Below are 17303 nucleotides of genomic sequence, written 5' to 3'. Positions count from 1 at the left end.
GCTGATGCACCGCCGGCTGGAAGAGCTGCAGGGCACGGCCCCGGTTTTCAAAGATGGTTTCCGGCGGCTGATGGTGTCGGGCGACATCAAGAACCTGCCCGATCTCACCCCGCGCGAACGCGAGGTTCCGTTTCTGCTGGTCAACGGCATGTCACGCAAGGACTGCGCGGCGACCTGCGGGATTTCTCCACACACCGTCTCGGACTATACCAAGTCGATCTACCACAAGCTTGGGGTGCGCAATGTCGTCGAAGCCGCCCGGGCCGCGAACATGGTGTGAGACGCACCGCTTACACCTCTTCCACTTCCACCACGCCCGGCAGGCTCTTGATCGCGCCCTTGACCTGAGGTGTGACGGGAAACTCGCGGCCCGCGTCAACCTCGACCTCGCCGGGCAGGCCCGGGTCCATCAGGCAGAAGCGGATCGGCCCGCGCGCCGCGCGCTTCACCGTCTCCTGCGCATCCGCCAGCACCTGCGCCACCGCCCGAATTGCCGCCTGTTCCTCGACGAACACCTTCAGCCCGACACCCCCGGCATCGGCCACGATCCCGTCGATCGGCGCCACCGACCGGCCCAGCAGTTTCAGCTGGTCGGCCTCCAGTGTCGCCTCGACCGTGACCACCACCTTTTCGCCGGTCTCCAGAAAATCGCGCGATTTTTCCAGTGTTTCGGAAAACAGCGTCACCTCGTAGCCGCCCGTCGTGTCCGAGAGCTGGACAAAGGCAAAGCGGTTGCCGCGCGCCGATTTTCGTTCCTGCCGGCCCGCCACCACACCGGCCAGCTTGGCCACCAGCGGCCCTGCCTGCGCCCGTGCCGCCACCTCGTCGAGCGTCAGCACATCCTTGCGCTTCAAGGGTACCATATAGTCGTCCAGCGGATGGCCCGACAGGTAGAATCCCACCGCCTTGAACTCTTCCGCCAACCGTTCCGCGGGCAACCAGTCATTCACCGGCGCCAACCGCGGCTCGGGCAGGTCGTCCCCCGCCTCGCCGAACAGCGACACTTGATTGGAATTCTTCTGGTCATGCACGGCCGCGGAATAATTCATCAGCGCCTCGATGCTGTCGAAAACCCGCCGTCGGTTGCCATCGAGCGCGTCGAAGGCGCCGGACCGGGCCAGCATCTCCAACGGCCGCTTGCCGACCCGCTTCAAATCGACCCGCCGGGCGAAATCGAACAGCGTCGCAAAGGGCTTGTCCACACCGTCAACCTTGCGCCCCTCGGTCACCAGCCGCATTGCCTCGACACCGACGTTTTTCAGCGCCCCCAGCGCGAAATGCAGCACCTGCTCCTTCACCGTGAACCTCGCCTCCGACCGGTTCACGCAGGGTGGGAACCAAGTCAGCTCCAGCCCCTTCTTCACCTCCTCGAAATAGACGCCCAGCTTGTCGGTCAGGTGAATGTCGCAGTTCATCACGCCAGCCATGAACTCGACCGGGTGATTGGCCTTCAGCCATGCCGTCTGGTAGCTGACCACCGCGTAAGCCGCCGCGTGCGACTTGTTGAAACCGTAATTGGCGAATTTCTCCAGCAGGTCGAAGACCTCGGAGGCCTTCTTCTTGTCGACCCCGTTTTCGGCCGCGCCAGCCTCGAATTTCGGCCGTTCAGCGTCCATCGCCTCCTTGATCTTCTTGCCCATCGCGCGGCGCAGCAGATCGGCGCCGCCCAGTGAATACCCGGCCATCACCTGGGCGATCTGCATCACCTGCTCCTGGTAGACAATGATGCCCTGCGTCTCCTCCAGGATGTGGTCGATCAGAGGATGCACGCTTTCGATCTCGCGCAGGCCGTTCTTGACCTCGCAATAGGTCGGGATGTTCTCCATCGGGCCCGGGCGATACAAGGCCACCAGCGCCACGATATCCTCGATGCAGGTGGGCTTCATCCGCTTGAGCGCATCCATCATGCCCGAGCTTTCCACCTGGAACACCGCTACCGTTTTGGCCTTGGCGTAAAGCTCATAGGATTTCGCGTCATCGAGCGGGATGGCGTTGATCTGGTTGTCCGCCCCCTCGGCGGGCTCGAAAAGCCGGGCGCCGTCGGCGGCGACATGCAGGTCGCGCCCCTCGGCATGGATCAGATCGACCGCGTTCTGAATGACGGTCAGCGTCTTCAGGCCCAGGAAGTCGAACTTCACCAGCCCGGCCTGTTCGACCCATTTCATGTTGAACTGCGTCGCCGGCATGTCCGAGCGCGGGTCCTGATACAAAGGCACCAGCTCGTCCAGGGGCCGGTCGCCGATCACCACACCGGCGGCGTGGGTCGACGCGTTCCTGAGCAAACCCTCGACCTGCATCCCGTAATTCAGCAGCCGCTCCACCACCTCTTCGCTCTTGGCCTCGGCGCGCAGCCGCTCCTCCTGCGCCAGCGCCTGCTCGATGCTGACCGGCTTCACCCCTTCAACCGGGATCATTTTCGACAACCGGTCCACCTGGCCGTAGGGCATCTGCAACACCCGGCCCACGTCGCGCACCGCCGCCTTACTGAGAAGCGCGCCGAAGGTGATGATCTGGGCCACCTTGTCGCGGCCGTATTTCTCCTGCACGTACTGGATTACCTCTTCGCGGCGATCCATGCAGAAATCGATATCGAAGTCGGGCATGCTGACCCGCTCGGGGTTCAGAAACCGTTCGAACAGCAGGCTGTAACGCAGCGGATCGAGGTCGGTGATGGTCAGCGCATAGGCCACCAGACTGCCCGCACCCGAACCCCGCCCTGGCCCGACGGGAATGTCATGATCCTTGGCCCATTTGATGAAATCGGCCACGATCAGGAAGTAGCCGGGAAACCCCATTCCCTCGATGATGCCCAACTCGAAATCGAGCCGCTCGTGATACTCCTCGACCGAGACCGCATGTGGGATGACGGCCAGCCGCGCCTTCAGGCCCTCGTTGGCCTGGCGGCGCAACTCCTCGACCTCATCGTCGGCAAATTTCGGCAGGATCGGATCGCGGCGATAGGCTATGAAGGCGCAGCGTTTCGCGATCTCCACCGTATTTTCGACCGCCTCCGGAAGGTCTGCGAACAGAACCGCCATCTCCTGTGAGCTCTTGAAATAGTGCTGCGGCGTCAGCCTGCGGCGCGGCTCCTGCTGATCGACGTAAGCGCCATCCGCAATGCAGATCAGCGCATCATGTGCCTCGTACATCTCCTCACCCGGGAAATAGACATCGTTCGTGGCTACCAGTGGCAGGCCCATGTCATAGGCCATCTCGACAAAGCCGCGCTCGGTCAACCGTTCGGCTTCAGGCACGCTGCCATCGTCGCGCGGGTGGCGCTGCAATTCGACATATAATCGGTCGCCATAGAGCCTATGCAGTCGCTGCATCAACGCCTCGGCCGTCGGGCGCTGTCCCGCCTGCAACAGCCGTCCCACCGGTCCGTCAGCCCCCCCCGACAGGCAGATCACCCCCTCGGCATGGCGCTCCAGTTCCTCAAGCGTGACATGCGGCAAAGTCCCATCGCCACGCAGGTAGAGGCACGAGTTGAGCTTCATCAGGTTCTCGTAGCCGGCCTCGCTCTGGGCCAGCAGGACCACTGGCGCCGGAGGTTTCGTCCGCTCGCCCGGCGCAGCGGCGACATATTCCACATCCACCTGGCAACCGATGATCGGCTGCACCCCAGCCCCGCTCGCCGTCACGGAGAACTCCAGCGCGGCAAACATGTTGTTGGTGTCGGTCACCGCCACCGCCGGCATACCCAGCTTCTCGCACAGCCCCGCCAGCTTTTTCAGCCGCACGGCGCCTTCCAAAAGCGAATATTCGGTATGAACTCTGAGATGAATGAATCGGGGATCGCTGCTCATGGGCAGAGACTAGCCGCGCCGCGGCCGACGCGGAAGTCGGAAACCCCACTTCTTCTGTTTTCGAAATACCTCGGGGGTGCGGGGGCAAAGCCCCCGAAAAAAACCGCCGCCTCCGGCGTGCCTGTCATTCCACCCGATACCCGGTGATCCGCCCGCGCCAGTAGGGCTGGTAAACCCCATCCACCATGTAACCCACCTCGCCCCGGCGCGGAATCCGCCGCCCGCCGATCTCACCATAGTCAGTGAAACGGCCCTCCCAGTCCTTGTAGAGCGCAGCGCCGCCGACCTCGCCGGCATAGCGCGCTTCGGCCCGCATCACCGCCAGATCGCCGGATGCGTCCAACTCAAATCGCACCACCGCATCGGACGGCCCAATTTTCAACAACACTTCGATTTCGCCGCTCTCCAGCACCCGCCAGCGCAGATCCCGGTTGAGCAAAATGGCATCGGGCGCCCAGGGCAATTCGGCGAGATATCGCATCGCCTCCCCCCGATCCACCTCGGGCCCCGCGGCACGCGCCACCGGGACCGAGCCCAGCAACCGTACCTGCAACCGTCCATGCCCGGCGGTAAAAGCATCGATCACCCGAACCAGCAGCAGCGGGCCTTTGCTCTGCCACGCCTCCCAGACAAACCCCGTCTCGCTCACCCCGATCGTCTGCCGCGCGGTGATAGCCTGCCAGCCACCCCCCGGCTGCAGCTCCATTTCGGCCGCCTGCTCCAACCTGATCCGTCCCGCCAACGGTGCCTGCCCGGACAGGCCGCGCCGGGCGAACGCGCGCACGGCCGCAGGCAGATCCTCGCGCGGCACTGCCGTACCGCCCTGCCCGATCTCCGCCACCAACCCGGCGGCAAGCCGACGGAACTGCCAGGCACTCAGCAGATGTGCCGCCCAGATCACCAGCACCAGCGCGCCTAGTATTGTCAAAGCCCACCGCATTCGACCCTCCTGCGTTGCCGTCCTCACTCTGCCACGAAATCGGGCAACCGTACCCGACAACCCGCCGTTGCCTCAAATTTCTTTCAGCTTTCCAGAATAAACAGCTTGATTATCCTGCATTCCCTGAAAGACTTTCAACGCCGGAGACGGATTCCTTGCTTGCCAGATCGGCGGCTTGCCCGCTTTCATGGTGTCCGACAGGGGGGCCTTGCGCCCGAACCAACAAGAAAGCCGGGGGCGCGTGTGACGCAACCACTCTTGAAGATCGACGGGCTGACCAAGGCCTATCCCGGCGTCGTGGCGAACGACTCCGTCTCGTTCGAGATCGGCGAAGGCGAGATCCATGCGCTTCTGGGCGAAAACGGCGCCGGCAAATCCACGCTGGTTAAAATGATCTACGGGCTCGTGAAACCCGACAGCGGCACGATGCAGATGCGCGGCGAACCCTTTGCCCCGCCCGAACCCCGTGCCGCCCGCGCCGCGGGCGTGGCGATGGTGTTCCAGCATTTCTCGCTGTTCGACGCGCTCGACGTGGCCGAGAACATCGCTCTGGGCATGGAAGACCCGCCGCCGATGCGCGACCTCGCCGCGCGGATCCGCAGCGTTTCGGAAGAATATGGTCTGCCGCTCGATCCCTATCGCACGGTGGGTGATCTCTCGGCGGGCGAACGCCAGCGGGTCGAGATCATCCGCTGCCTTTTGCAGGATCCCAGACTGCTGATCATGGACGAACCGACCAGCGTTCTGACCCCGCAAGAGGTCGAAATCCTGTTCCAGACGCTGAACAAGCTGCGCGCCGAAGGTACTTCGATCCTCTATATCTCGCACAAGCTGGAAGAGATCCGCGCGCTCTGCGACACCGCCACGATCCTGCGGCTGGGCAAGAACGTCGGCACCTGCGTGCCGCGCGAGACCACCGCCCGCGACATGGCCGAAATGATGGTCGGCTCCGAATTGCAGACCCCGAAATCTGCGGGTGCGAAGCTGGGTGATATCGCGCTCGATATCTCGGGCCTGTCCATGCCCTCGCCCGGCCAGTTCGGCACCGCGCTGAAAAACATCCATCTTGAGCTCCACCGCGGCGAGATTCTGGGTATCGGCGGGGTTGCGGGCAACGGCCAGGACGAGCTGCTGCTTGCGCTCTCGGGCGAAGAGCGTGTGCCGTCGGACGCGATCAGGCTTGGCGGCCGGCCGATCGGCAAGCTCGGTCCCAACGCCCGGCGCGCCGCAGGCCTCCTGTGTGCCCCCGAGGAACGGCTCGGCCATGCCGCGGCGCCAAACATGAGCCTGACGGAAAATGCCCTCCTGACCGGCGCGGTGCGCCGCGATCTGGCCAACCGGGGCTTCCTGCGCTGGGGCCAGGCACGCGAATTTGCCGAGGAAATCATCAAGAAATTCGATGTCCGCACGCCAGGCCCGGAAAATGCTGCACGCTCGCTCTCGGGCGGCAACCTGCAGAAATTCGTGATCGGCCGCGAAGTGCTGCAAAAACCCTATGTTCTGGTGGTGAACCAGCCCACCTGGGGCGTCGATGCCTTGGCCGCCGCCGCCATTCGCCAGGCCCTGCTGGATCTGGCTGCGGGCGGCGCGGGCGTGGTGGTGATCAGCCAGGACCTCGACGAACTGATGGAAGTGTCCGACCATTTCGCCGCGCTGAACGAAGGCCGGCTTACAGCGAAACGCCCGACCAAGGGCCTGACGGTCGACGAGATCGGCCTAATGATGGGTGGCGCCCACGGTATGGAGGTGGCCCATGCTGAAGCTTGAGAAACGCCCGCAGCCGTCCAGGGTCTTTGCTTGGCTGACACCGCTGATGGCGGTGGTGCTGACGATGATCGCGGGCGGCATCCTGTTCGCGATGCTGGGCAAGAACCCGGTCGAGGCGATCAGGGTGATATTCTGGGATCCTTTGTTCAACGAACAGTTCGCCTCGTATTCCCGGCCGCAGCTTCTGGTCAAGGCGGGGCCGCTGATTCTGATTGCCATCGGGCTTTCGCTGGGTTTCCGCGCCGGCATCTGGAACATCGGGGCGGAAGGCCAGTATATCCTCGGCGCGATCGTCGGCGCCGGCGTCGGCCTCGCCTTCTATCCTCTCGACGCGTGGTATGTCTTCCCGCTGATGGTGATCGGGGGCGCCTTGGGCGGCTGGCTCTGGGCGATGATCCCGGCACTTCTGAAGGTGAAGTTCGGCACCAACGAGATCCTGGTCTCGCTGATGCTTGTCTACGTCGGCGAACAGCTCCTGGCCTCGATGTCGCTGGGGCTCCTGAAAAACCCCGAGGGCCTGGGCTTTCCCGGTTCGCGCAACCTCAAGGACTATCCGTCCGCCTTCAATGACGAACTGATCGCCGGAACCGGCATGCACTGGGGCGTTCTGACCGCGTTCCTGGCCGTGATCTTTGCCTATATACTGCTCAACCGCCACATGCTGGGCTTTTCCATCCGCCTCACCGGCGAGGCGCCGCGCGCGGCGCGCTTCTCGGGCGTCAATCCCAACCTGCTGATCCTGTTCTGCCTCGGCATGTCGGGGCTGATGGCCGGGCTGGCCGGTCTGTTCGAGGTTTCCGGCCCCTCAGGCCAGATCAGCATCGATTTCAACACCGGATACGGGTTCACGGCGATCATCGTGGCCTTCCTCGGGCGGCTGCATCCGGTGGGTATCCTTCTGGCCGGCCTGCTGATGGCGCTGACCTATATCGGCGGTGAGCTGGCCCAGCTCATGCTCAGCCTGCCCTCGGCCGCGATCCAGCTGTTCCAGGGCATGCTGCTGTTCTTCCTGCTCGCTGTGGACCTGCTGACCAACTACCGCATCCGCTTCGTCAAACGCGAGAAAGCCTGATGGACCTCTCCGCCATTTCCCCCGCTCTTCTTCTGGCCTCGCTCATGGTTGCGGCTACGCCGATCCTGATCGCCGGTATCGGCGAGCTGGTGGTCGAGCGTGCCGGCGTTCTCAACCTCGGGGTCGAGGGCATGATGATCACCGGCGCGATCTGCGGCTTCGCCATCACCATCGAAACCGGCTCACCAGCCGTGGGTTTTGTCGCCGCCGCCGTGGGCGGGGCGCTTCTGTCGCTGCTCTTCGCCATCCTCACCCAGTTCGCCCTGGCCAACCAGGTGGCCTCGGGTCTTGCGCTCACGCTCTTCGGGCTGGGGCTCAGCTCGCTTCTGGGGCAGGAGTATGTCGGCCTGAAACCGGCGCAGACACCCGATCTCCATATCCCGCTTCTCAGCGACCTGCCGTTCCTCGGCACCGTGCTCTTCTCGCACGACGTGATGGTCTATTTCGGGCTTGCGCTGGTCGCCGCGGTCTGGGCGGTGTTGAAATACACCCGCGTCGGCCTTGTGCTGCGGGCGGTGGGCGAAAACCATGATGCCGCCCATGCGCTGGGCTACAAGGTGGTGCGCATTCGTGTGTTGGCCATCATGTTCGGCGGCGCCTGCGCCGGCCTGGGCGGCGCCTATATCAGCCTGATCCGCGTGCCCCAATGGACCGAGGGCATGACCGCGGGCGCCGGCTGGATCGCGCTGGCACTGGTGGTGTTCGCCAGCTGGAAGCCCTGGCGGGTGCTGCTCGGCGCCTATCTTTTCGGCGGTGTCACCGTGCTGCAGCTCAATTTGCAGGCTGCGGGGCTTGCCATTCCCGTCGAATACCTGTCCATGTCACCCTATCTGATTACCATCCTCGTGCTGGTCATCATGTCGGCCGACCGCAGCCGGGCTCCCGGCTCGCTTGGCCGCGTCTTCCACGCCTCAGGCTGAAGCCGGGGCCGCTGCCGAACGTACCTAACGAAACAACAGGGAGAGCACTCATGACAATCACCAAGCTTCTCGCCGGCGCCGCGCTGGCGCTGGGCCTCGCCACCAGCGCCGTGGCCCAGGACAAGACCAAGGTCGGCTTCGTCTATGTCGGCCCCGTCGGCGACGGTGGCTGGACCTACGAACACGATCAGGGCCGCCTCGCGGTCGAGGCGCATTTCGGCGATAAGGTCGAAACCACCTATGTCGAAAACGTACCCGAAGGCGCCGATGCCGAGCGCGTCATGACCCAGATGGCCCTGCAGGGCGCCAACCTGATCTTCACCACCTCGTTCGGCTACATGGATCCCACCATCAACGTCGCCAAGAAGTTCCCGAACGTGAAATTTGAACACGCCACCGGCTACAAGACCGCCGAAAACGTCGGCGTCTACTCGGCCCGCTTCTACGAAGGCCGCGCCATCCAGGGCACCATCGCCGGACACATGACGCAATCAAACGTGATCGGCTACATCGCCTCCTTCCCGATCCCCGAGGTCATCCGCGGCATCAACAGCGCCTATATCCACGCCAAGAAGGTTAACCCGGATGTGCAGTTCAAGATTGTTTGGGCCTATACTTGGTTCGACCCGGCGAAAGAGGCTGACGCCGCCAAGGTGCTGATCGAACAGGGCGCCGACGTGATCCTGCAGCATACCGACTCGAAGGCGCCGCAGGCCGCCGCGCAGGCCGCCGGCAACGTCTATACCTTCGGTCAGGCGTCCGACATGGCCGAGTTTTCGCCGATGCCGCGCATCAGTTCGATCATCGACAACTGGGCGCCCTACTACATCGCTCGCACCCAGGCCGTGATGGACGGCACCTGGGAAAGCGACAACACGTGGGACGGCATCGGCCCGGGCATGGTGGGCATCGGGGAAATCACCGACGTCGTGCCGGCCGAGGTAAAAGCCGAGGCACTGGCTCTGAAAGATGCGATCGCCAAGGGCGAATACCACCCCTTCACCGGCCCGCTTAACAAGCAGGACGGCTCGCCCTGGCTAGCTGACGGCGAGACCGCCGATGACGGTACGCTGGCCGGCATGAACTTCTATGTCGAAGGCATCGAGGGCGAGATTCCGCAATAACCCGTTTGACAGGAGTTTTCGCGACACGGGCCCCGTCTTCCGCGGGGCCCGTTTCCTTTTTGACCGGGCACCGCGTCAGGCCGCACCGGCCGATTTCCGCCGTGGTCAGGTTTTCCCGACCTGCGAGCCAATTTCAATCAAAAGGGGATTCGCATAACATCTTTCCCGTGACTTAGCGCTATTTCACGCAACTTCTTTGTCAACAGAAAGGATTATTCCCATGGCACGTTTTGTAATCGACCTCGGCAACGTGGAACTCAGCCGCGATGCCGAACAGGAGCTCGCCTCCGACCTGCAGAAGGTCGCGCTCGGCAAGGTGGCCGCCGCCGGCGCAGGCAAGATTGTAGAACAGCCCTTCGCCATCCGCTTCCCCCGCGAATGGCTGGGGCTCATCCTGCGCGAACGGTTCGACGACATCCTAAAGGTCGAAAAACAGGTCGCCGAATTCGAAAGGCAGTTCGGATGAGAAAAGACGCGCCCGAACTCACCTGCCCCTCCGCGCCCTGCGCCCCTGGCGCAACGCTTTTGGGGACGATGGGACGGGACGGTGTGCTCAGCTACCTGCGCACACCGATGCAGATCGACGGCGATTTCGTCGCCGTGGCGCGGAACCACGGCCCGCCCGAGGCCCGCATGCGTTTTGCCTCACCCTGCCAGGAAGGTAACTGCGCGCAGTGGACGGGCGACGGCTGCGGCGTGGTGCGCAAGGTGCTGGCCGCGATCGAGGCCCAGGGCGGGTTGCCGCAGGACGATCTGCAGCCCTGCGTGATCCGCGCCTCCTGTCGCTGGTATTCCGAACGCAGCGGCGCGGCCTGCACCGCCTGCAAATACGTGGTGACTGACCAGTACGCCGTCGTTGCGGCGGAATAAGCTGAAAAGCCGGGGCGGGTAACCACCCGCCCCGCTTCAGCATTACATATTGGGATAGTTCGGCCCGTCGCCGCCCTGCGGGGTGACCCAGTTGATGTTCTGGCTGGGGTCCTTGATATCGCAGGTCTTGCAGTGCACGCAGTTCTGGAAATTGACCACGAAACGCGGGGCCTGGCCCTCTTCCTCGACCACCTCATAGACACCGGCCGGGCAATAGCGCTGCGCCGGTTCGGCGTATTTCGGCAGGTTGACCTTGATCGGCAGGTCCGGATCGTCGAGGTGAAGGTGCGCCGGCTGACTTTCCTCGTGGTTGGTGAACGAGAAGCTGACGTTGGTCAGCCGGTCGAAGCTCAGCTTGCCGTCGGGCTTGGGATAGTCGATCGGTTTGTGCTTGTCCGCGGGCTCGGTCGCTGCCGCATCGGTCTTTCCGTGCTTCAACGTGCCGAACAGCGAGAAGCCAAGGGTGTTGCACCACATATCGAATCCGCCCAGCGCGAGACTCGGCAGCATCCCCCATTTCGACCACATCGGCTTGACGTTGCGCACTTTCTTGAGGTCCTTGCCGATCGGTCCGGTCCGCACTTCGGTCTCGTAGGCAGCCAGCTCATCGCCTTCACGGCCGGCCTGGATCGCCTCGTAGGCGGCCTCAGCTGCGGCCTTGCCCGAGAGCATGGCGTTGTGGTTGCCCTTGATCCGCGGCACGTTGACCATGCCGACCGAACAACCCAGCAGTGCCACACCCGGCGCCACCATCTTTGGCATCGACTGAAAGCCGCCCTCGCTGATCGCCCTTGCGCCATAAGCCACGCGCTTGCCGCCTTCCAGCAACTCGGCGACCTTCGGGTGATGCTTGAACCGCTGGAACTCCATGTAGGGGAAGAGATGCGGGTTGGCATAGTTCAGGTGCACCACGAAACCGACATAGACCTGGTTGTTCTCGAGGTGATAGATGAACGACCCGCCCCCGGCATTGCCGCCGAGCGGCCAGCCCATCGTGTGGGTGACTTCGCCTTCATTGTGCTTGGCCGGATCGATCTCCCAGATTTCCTTCATTCCGATGCCGAATTTCTGCGGCTCTTTGCCTTTCGACAGGTCGTATTTGGCAATCACCTCTTTCGCCAGCGAGCCGCGCACGCCTTCCGACAGGAACACGTACTTGCCATGCAACTCCATGCCCGGCTCGGTGTCCGGCCCGATCGACCCGTCAGGCTCAAGACCGAACACACCGGCCACCACGCCCTTTACCCGGTCGCCATCGTAAACCAGCTCGGAGCAAGCCATGCCGGGGAAGATCTCGACGCCCATCTCCTCGGCCTGCTCGGCCATCCAGCGGCAGACATTGCCCATCGAGACGATGTATTTGCCGTGGTTCGACATCAGTGGCGGCATCGGCCAGTTGGGGATGCGGATATCACCTGCCTCACCCAGCATGTAGAAATTGTCTTCCTTGACCGGAACGTTCAGCGGCGCGCCCTTGTCCTTCCAGTCGGGGATCAGCGCGTCGAGCCCGCAGGGATCAAGCACTGCACCCGACAGGATGTGCGCACCCACTTCCGAGCCCTTCTCGAGCACCACGACGCTCAGATCCGGGTCGAGCTGCTTGAGCCGGATCGCCGCCGACAAGCCCGCCGGGCCTGCGCCAACGATCACCACATCGTATTCCATCGCTTCGCGTTCGATCTCGGACATGCGCGTCCTCCCCTTGGCACCTAACGGGCAACAAAATTTCAACGCTGATTAGCGCTTCACGCTGCACTGCGTCAATCGCGACACGACGTTAACGCGTCCTTTCTGCGGTTTTCCCGGCCAAGATGCGCGGAATTGCACTGCTCACAGCCATACTCTATTGCATGGCCTCACGCCTTTGGGCAGTGTGACATGCAGCATGAGACGGCGCGCGGAAGAACGCGCCGCGTTTATTTTGACGGTGGACCAGGAGCCATGGAAAAGATCCCGATGACCCGCGCCGGCTTTGCCGCGCTCGAAGCCGAGTTGAAGAAACTCAAGTCCGAAGAGCGCCCCGCCATCATCAAGGCGATCGCTGAGGCGCGCGAGCATGGCGATCTAAGCGAAAACGCCGAATACCACTCGGCGCGCGAAAAACAGAGCTTCATAGAAGGCCGGATCAAGGAGCTCGAAGGGGTGCTCGGCCTGGCCGAGGTGATCGACCCCACCAAACTGTCGGGCGCGATCAAGTTCGGCGCCACCGTGACGCTGGTGGACGAGGACACCGACGAAGAAAAGACCTGGCAGATCGTCGGCGAACACGAGGCCAACATCGAAAAGGGGCTGCTCAACATCAAGTCCCCGATCGCCCGAGCGCTGATCGGCAAGGAAGAGGGCGACAGCGTCGAGGTGCGCACGCCCGGCGGCGACCGCGCCTACGAAGTGCTCAAGATCGAATATGTCTGACCCGTCCCGAGGGGGGCCGCGCATGGTCGAACCAACCGAGAGCCGCCCGACTCCGCTCGGGATCTATGACCGTCCGAGCCAGCCGTACATCACCGCCATCGAGGTGATCGCGCTGGCTCTGTCGGTACTGTGGCTGGCGGGGGCCGCAGTGTTCTTCCTCACCCTCGGTCCGGCGGACAGCCCCACCTACGGCGCCGGCGAAGGCAGCCTCGAAGGGCTGCGCTTCATCATGACCATGCTGGCGATCTTCATGCCCGTGGCGATGATCTGGGTCGCGGCCACCGCGGCACGGGCCTCAAAGGTGATGCGTGAGGAAAGTCACCGACTGCAAGGCGCGATCGACGCCATTCGCCAGGCCTATGTCGCCCAGGCCCAGAGCCGCGGTGCGGTGATGGACCAATCGGTGGCCAAGAAGCTTGACGAGATCGCGGCGGCTCAGAAAAAGACCGAAACCGCGCTCGCGACCTTCCATTCCTCGCGCGATGCCGGCACCGTCCGGCCGCCCGAACCGGCACCGCCCCCACCGGGCGCCGAAGAGCAGGTGGCGCTGCCGCTCGGCACCCGCGCCGAGGACATGACGCCGCCGCTTTCGCGCGCCGATTTCATCCGCGCGATGAATTTCCCCGAAACCGCCGAGGACTTGGACGGCTTCGCCGCACTGCGCAAGGCGCTCAAGGACCGGCATGCCAGCCAGCTGATCCGCGCCAGCCAGGACGTGCTGACGCTGCTGAGTCAGGACGGCATCTACATGGACGACCTGCGCCCTGACATGGCCCGGCCCGAGATCTGGCGCAAATTCGCCGCCGGCCAGCGCGGCCGCCCGGTGGCCGCGCTCGGTGGCGTGCGCGACCGGTCCTCGCTGGCGCTGACGGCAGGGCGGATGCGGCAGGATCCCATCTTCCGCGACGCGGTGCATCATTTCCTGCGCAAGTTCGACCAGATGTTCACCGAGTTTGCCGACGCCGCCTCGGACAGCGAGATATCCGAGTTGGCCGACACCCGCACAGCACGGGCCTTCATGCTGTTGGGCCGCGTGGCGGGAACCTTCGACTAACCCGGTACTCGCGAGGAAAATGCGCCCGCTAAGACACATGAGCAACGCAATTTCCCCCGGGTCTTGAGCCGGATTCGACACCGGACCTCTACGTCGGTCAAAGCCCGAAGCCGCTCCAGGGAATGAAACGCACCGCGTCGCCTTCGGAAATCTCCGCTGTATCCTCAGGCAAATCAACCAGCCCCTCGGCCCAGCTCAACCCGCTGATAAGCCCTGATCCTTCCGAGCGGAACACCTCGGCCCGACCATCGCGAATGCGGGCGCGCAGGAACTCCCTCCGCCCCGCTTTCTTGCGCTTGGAAAAAGCTGCCGGCAAGTCGAAACCCTGCGGCACCCGCCAGCCGCGTCCCGCCAGCAGCCCCAACGCTGGCAGAGCGAAGACGCAGGCCGTCACAATCGCCGCCACCGGGTTGCCGGGCAGACCAAAGACCGGCACCCCCTGCCACATCCCCAGCGCCAGCGGCCGCCCCGGCTTGATCGCCATACGCCACAGCGACATTGCGCCGGCCTGTTGCAGCAAGGCCGAGACATGATCCTCGTCGCCAGCCGACGCTCCGCCCGAGGTCAGCACCGCATCGGCCTGCGCCGCCGCGGCGTCGAACGCGGCGCGCAGGCGCACGCGATCATCCGCGATGCGCCCCAAATCCACCGGCACATGACCGGCGCGTTCGATCAGCGCCAGCAGCATCGGCCGGTTGGCATCGTATATCTGCCCCGGCTCCGCCGCTTTTCCCGGCTCGACCAACTCGTCGCCGGTTGAAATCACGGCGACCCGCAGTGGCTTGCGCACCGTCAGTCGGTCCACGCCCACCGCGGCGCAAAGCGCCAGGTCGGCCGGCGTGACCACTCGGCCCGCGGCCAGCACTTCGTCTCCGGCGGTCACGTCCTCGCCCGCCCGGCGAACATTGGCGCCGGCTTTCACCCCGGCCCTGAAGGCCACTTCGCCAGCGCCAAGTTCGACGTCCTCCTGCATCACCACCGTATCGACTCCGTCTGGCAACGCCGCCCCGGTCAGCACCCGGATCGCATGGCCCGGCGGCACCGTGCCCTCGTATCTCAGCCCTGCCGCCGCGCGGCCCGCCACCAGCGGCAGCACCGGATCGCCGACAGGCAGGTCGGCACAAGCGAAGCCATAGCCATCAACCGCGGAATTCGGCAGCGGCGGGTTCGACCGCCGCGCGACCACCGGGTCCGCCAGCACCCGACCCAGCGCATCGCCGAGCGGCACCGTCTCGGTCGCCGTCACCGGTTCCAGACGATCGCGCAGCAGCGCCAGCGCGGCATCCACCGGCGTCCACTCAACGCCCGGCGGCAATGCAAAGCAATCGTTCTGGAGCGCCGGCGGTTTCAGCGCCGTCGCCGCCCGTGCGGCATCCGCCAACGTGTCTTCGTGCCCCAATCCGAAGATCCAGCCTTCCGCGGCCGCCTCCGGGGCCTCCACCGACAGCATCTTGGCCAGCCGGTCGGGCGGCAAAGCGGCCACCGCCGCGGCCAGCACCCGGACCTGGGCCGCATCACGAACCTCGTCGGCGCGCTGCGCCTCGGCCACAACCTTGCGGATCAGTGACGGCCAGACCTCGACCAGAGCCAGCGGCTTGTCCTCCAACGGTTCGAACGGCCAGGCCGCCGCGCCGAAGCGGTCACGCAGCCGCCACAACATGGGCAGCCCCATCATGACCTGGCCGCCGACCGCGCCCGCGCCCGTCATCTGCCAGCAGGGAAACGCCCCCTTGGCGCGGCGCTCGGCCACGCGCCATTCCGGCACCGCATCGAAATCCCGCGCCCGCCCCTTGCGCGGCAGATCGTGGATGTCGCGCTTGAGACCGTTGCCCCAGAACGGCCCGGTGCCCGAGAACAGCCGGTTGATCTCACCCGCGACATCAAACCGGTTGTTGGCCTTGGGCGCGTCCTCGATCCGCTCGGCGAACCAGCGCCAGAGGATCAGCGGATCGTCTTCGCCGACCAGCGCACGCGCCAACCCCGCCGGATAGCCGAAGGGGAAATCGAACCCGGCCAGCACCCGCCGCCCGGCGTCGATTTCGTCACCGATCCGCGCGGTCAGCCAATCTTCGGCCGCCTGCCGGTTGCGATGATAGAGCGGCGCTTCCCCCGCGACACAGGTCCAGATCGCATCCGCCTTGGGCGTCGGCCCGCGATCATTGCCACCGGACCAGTCGGCCATGATGATGGTGTCGAACTCGCTCACAACCCCAACTCCGCCAAAATGAAATCCGCGATCCCCCGGGTATCGTCGAGATCGAAGACCGGCCGATCGAGGCTTAGCGGCGCGTCCGACGCGACCGCCCGCACGGTCGGATCGTCCGGCGCGATCAGCGGCTGCCCGGTCTCGGCCCGGTGTGCCTCTAACTTGGCATGACCATCGCGCTTATAGCCTTCGATCAACACCAGGTCGCACGGATCCAGCTTGCCCAGAAGTTCAGACAGCGGCGGCTCGGGCGCGTCGCCCAGCTCGGTCATCAGCGCCCAGCGCATGCGCGACGCCAACAGAACCTGCCCCGCCCCGGCGACCCGGTGGCGGTGGCTGTCGCGGCCCGGCTGGTCGACGTCAAAGGCGTGATGCGCATGTTTGATGGTCGATACTTTCAGCCCGCGTGCGGTCAGGTCGGCCACCAGCCGCTCCATCAGCCCGGTCTTGCCCGAGTTCTTCCAGCCGACGACCCCGAATATCTTCACGTGGCGCTCTCCAGATAGCCCCGGGCGATGTCCAGATCGTCGGGCGTGTTGACGTTGAAAAACGGCGCGGGATCGGCATCGGGAAAAAGCGCCTCGCGCCCGCCATGGGCATCGGTCCAGAGCACGACCTTGCGCAAGCCGCCCTCCAGCGCCGCGCGCAGGTCATGGCGCAGCGCCACGGGCCAGAGACCAAACGTCGGGTGCCGTACCAGGCCCGAGCGGGTCTTCGAGCGAGTCTCGGCTTCTTCATCGCGCGGCGTCGCAGCCAGAACCAGCGGCTGCGCCATGCCCTGCGCGGCGTCCGTCAGCCGCGCCACCAGATCGCGCGGCAGGAAGGGTGTGTCGGCGGCGGCGGTGACGACGGTTTCCGCGCCTTGCTCCGCCGCCCAGTCGAGCCCGGCCAGCACGCCCGCCAAGGGGCCCGGGAAACCCTCGATCGTGTCGGGCAGCACCGGCAGGCCGAACCCTTCAAACCGCGCCGCATCGCCATTGGCATTCAGCGCCAGCCCCGCCACCTGTGGCCTCAGCCGCTCGATCACGTGGGACAGAAGCGTGCCCTGCCCCAACGGCAGCAACGCCTTGTCACCGCCCCCCATCCTTGTGGCAAGGCCCCCGGCGAGGATGATGCCAAGCGGGCGGGTCAT

General features: G+C 64.8%; 15 protein-coding genes. 9 read left to right on the top strand and 6 right to left on the bottom strand.

Annotation, left to right across the window (positions count from 1 at the left end):
- The first annotated feature begins 4 nt into the window (after window positions 1-4).
- Window positions 5-280: a helix-turn-helix domain-containing protein gene (locus NO357_RS20885; RefSeq protein WP_306737696.1), complete on the top strand. Its 276-nt coding sequence runs from the start codon at window positions 5-7 to the stop codon at window positions 278-280.
- Between the two features lie 10 nt (window positions 281-290).
- On the opposite strand, the gene dnaE is transcribed toward NO357_RS20885, so the two are convergent.
- Both dnaE and NO357_RS20875 read right to left on the bottom strand, forming a co-directional pair.
- Window positions 291-3806, bottom strand: coding sequence for a DNA polymerase III subunit alpha (gene dnaE / locus NO357_RS20880; RefSeq protein WP_306737695.1), 3516 nt, complete (start codon window positions 3804-3806; stop codon window positions 291-293).
- A 124-nt stretch (window positions 3807-3930) separates the two neighbouring features.
- Window positions 3931-4746, bottom strand: coding sequence for a DUF6544 family protein (locus NO357_RS20875; RefSeq protein ID WP_306737694.1), 816 nt, complete (start codon window positions 4744-4746; stop codon window positions 3931-3933).
- A gap of 243 nt (window positions 4747-4989) precedes the next feature.
- Here NO357_RS20875 and NO357_RS20870 point away from each other — a divergent pair, with 243 nt between their 5' ends.
- The 6 genes from NO357_RS20870 (at window position 4990) to NO357_RS20845 (ending at window position 10499) form a co-directional block, all read left to right on the top strand.
- On the top strand, window positions 4990-6513 hold the full coding sequence (locus NO357_RS20870; protein WP_306737693.1) for an ABC transporter ATP-binding protein: 1524 nt from the start codon (window positions 4990-4992) through the stop codon (window positions 6511-6513).
- Complete coding sequence (locus NO357_RS20865) at window positions 6500-7585, top strand: ABC transporter permease (protein WP_306737692.1); 1086 nt, start codon at window positions 6500-6502, stop codon at window positions 7583-7585. Before NO357_RS20870 ends, NO357_RS20865 begins: the two co-directional genes overlap by 14 nt.
- Entirely contained in the window at window positions 7585-8505 is a 921-nt protein-coding gene (locus NO357_RS20860) for an ABC transporter permease (RefSeq protein ID WP_306737691.1), read from the top strand. The genes NO357_RS20865 and NO357_RS20860 overlap by 1 nt, the downstream gene beginning before the upstream one ends.
- Before the next feature lie 50 nt (window positions 8506-8555).
- Window positions 8556-9629, top strand: coding sequence for a BMP family ABC transporter substrate-binding protein (locus NO357_RS20855; protein WP_306737690.1), 1074 nt, complete (start codon window positions 8556-8558; stop codon window positions 9627-9629).
- A 220-nt stretch (window positions 9630-9849) separates the two neighbouring features.
- Entirely contained in the window at window positions 9850-10095 is a 246-nt protein-coding gene (locus tag NO357_RS20850; RefSeq protein ID WP_306737689.1) for a hypothetical protein, read from the top strand.
- Window positions 10092-10499: a hypothetical protein gene (locus NO357_RS20845; RefSeq protein ID WP_306737688.1), complete on the top strand. Its 408-nt coding sequence runs from the start codon at window positions 10092-10094 to the stop codon at window positions 10497-10499. The genes NO357_RS20850 and NO357_RS20845 overlap by 4 nt, the downstream gene beginning before the upstream one ends.
- Window positions 10500-10541: 42 nt before the next feature.
- On the opposite strand, the gene NO357_RS20840 is transcribed toward NO357_RS20845, so the two are convergent.
- On the bottom strand, window positions 10542-12188 hold the full coding sequence (locus NO357_RS20840) for an electron transfer flavoprotein-ubiquinone oxidoreductase (RefSeq protein WP_306737687.1): 1647 nt from the start codon (window positions 12186-12188) through the stop codon (window positions 10542-10544).
- Window positions 12189-12440: 252 nt separating this feature from the next.
- On the opposite strand from NO357_RS20840, the gene greA reads away from it, so the two are divergent.
- Together greA and NO357_RS20830 are read left to right on the top strand one after the other, a co-directional pair.
- Entirely contained in the window at window positions 12441-12911 is a 471-nt protein-coding gene (gene greA, locus NO357_RS20835; protein WP_306737686.1) for a transcription elongation factor GreA, read from the top strand.
- A gap of 22 nt (window positions 12912-12933) precedes the next feature.
- Window positions 12934-13965 carry a hypothetical protein gene (locus NO357_RS20830; RefSeq protein ID WP_306737685.1) on the top strand — a complete coding sequence of 344 codons (1032 nt, stop codon included), beginning with the start codon at window positions 12934-12936 and terminating at the stop codon, window positions 13963-13965.
- Between the two features lie 97 nt (window positions 13966-14062).
- Here NO357_RS20830 and NO357_RS20825 read toward each other — a convergent pair whose 3' ends face one another.
- Genes NO357_RS20825 through mobA form a run of 3 tightly spaced genes read right to left on the bottom strand, consistent with a single transcriptional unit; the run spans window position 14063 to window position 17303 of the window.
- Window positions 14063-16171: a molybdopterin-binding protein gene (locus tag NO357_RS20825; RefSeq protein ID WP_376744412.1), complete on the bottom strand. Its 2109-nt coding sequence runs from the start codon at window positions 16169-16171 to the stop codon at window positions 14063-14065.
- Window positions 16168-16659: a molybdopterin-guanine dinucleotide biosynthesis protein B gene (mobB, locus tag NO357_RS20820; protein ID WP_306737684.1), complete on the bottom strand. Its 492-nt coding sequence runs from the start codon at window positions 16657-16659 to the stop codon at window positions 16168-16170. Before mobB ends, NO357_RS20825 begins: the two co-directional genes overlap by 4 nt.
- A complete protein-coding gene (gene mobA, locus NO357_RS20815; RefSeq protein WP_306737683.1) occupies window positions 16656-17303 on the bottom strand; it encodes a molybdenum cofactor guanylyltransferase MobA in 648 nt (215 codons plus the stop codon). Before mobA ends, mobB begins: the two co-directional genes overlap by 4 nt.

This window comes from Marimonas arenosa (genome assembly GCF_030848945.1).
Classification (GTDB): domain Bacteria; phylum Pseudomonadota; class Alphaproteobacteria; order Rhodobacterales; family Rhodobacteraceae; genus Marimonas; species Marimonas arenosa.
This window is presented reverse-complemented; position numbering and strand designations above follow the sequence as displayed.

Coding starts and splice junctions, on each gene's coding strand:
- NO357_RS20885 (WP_306737696.1), top strand. CDS start 5: ATGCACCGCCGGCTGGAAGAGCTGCAGGGCACGGCCCCGGTTTTCAAA.
- dnaE (WP_306737695.1), bottom strand. CDS start 3,806: ATGAGCAGCGATCCCCGATTCATTCATCTCAGAGTTCATACCGAATAT.
- NO357_RS20875 (WP_306737694.1), bottom strand. CDS start 4,746: ATGCGGTGGGCTTTGACAATACTAGGCGCGCTGGTGCTGGTGATCTGG.
- NO357_RS20865 (WP_306737692.1), top strand. CDS start 6,500: ATGCTGAAGCTTGAGAAACGCCCGCAGCCGTCCAGGGTCTTTGCTTGG.
- NO357_RS20860 (WP_306737691.1), top strand. CDS start 7,585: ATGGACCTCTCCGCCATTTCCCCCGCTCTTCTTCTGGCCTCGCTCATG.
- NO357_RS20855 (WP_306737690.1), top strand. CDS start 8,556: ATGACAATCACCAAGCTTCTCGCCGGCGCCGCGCTGGCGCTGGGCCTC.
- NO357_RS20850 (WP_306737689.1), top strand. CDS start 9,850: ATGGCACGTTTTGTAATCGACCTCGGCAACGTGGAACTCAGCCGCGAT.
- NO357_RS20845 (WP_306737688.1), top strand. CDS start 10,092: ATGAGAAAAGACGCGCCCGAACTCACCTGCCCCTCCGCGCCCTGCGCC.
- NO357_RS20840 (WP_306737687.1), bottom strand. CDS start 12,188: ATGTCCGAGATCGAACGCGAAGCGATGGAATACGATGTGGTGATCGTT.
- greA (WP_306737686.1), top strand. CDS start 12,441: ATGGAAAAGATCCCGATGACCCGCGCCGGCTTTGCCGCGCTCGAAGCC.
- NO357_RS20830 (WP_306737685.1), top strand. CDS start 12,934: ATGGTCGAACCAACCGAGAGCCGCCCGACTCCGCTCGGGATCTATGAC.
- mobA (WP_306737683.1), bottom strand. CDS start 17,303: ATGACCCGCCCGCTTGGCATCATCCTCGCCGGGGGCCTTGCCACAAGG.